We start from the raw sequence: 239 nt of genomic DNA, 5'->3' as shown, positions 1-239 counted from the left end.
ATTCTGGTCAGGCCTGGGCGCTGGGGCGGGCGGAGACGCGGGCGTGCCAGGCCCAGACAACGGTGCAGGATTCGGGAATGTCGACGCCGATCATTCGACCGAAATCGATTGCGGTCAGGGCGACGATGTCGGCGATCGAATAGTCGTCGCCAGCAATGAAATCGCGGCTCTCCAACTCGCCATTCAGCCAGAGATAGAACTCGTCGATGCGGGGCCGATTGGACTCGCCGAAGTCCTTG

The 239-nt window shown here is 61.9% G+C and carries 1 protein-coding gene; it reads right to left on the bottom strand.

The window, feature by feature from the left end:
• Positions 1 to 7: 7 nt before the first annotated feature.
• A partial coding sequence (locus tag ACM0OW_RS25905) for a glutathione binding-like protein (RefSeq protein WP_414553594.1) occupies positions 8 to 239 on the bottom strand: 232 nt, incomplete at its 5' end.

The sequence above is a fragment of the Anabaena sp. CCY 0017 genome (assembly GCF_963920885.1).
Taxonomy (GTDB): Bacteria; Cyanobacteriota; Cyanobacteriia; order Cyanobacteriales; family Nostocaceae; genus Nodularia.
This window is presented reverse-complemented; position numbering and strand designations above follow the sequence as displayed.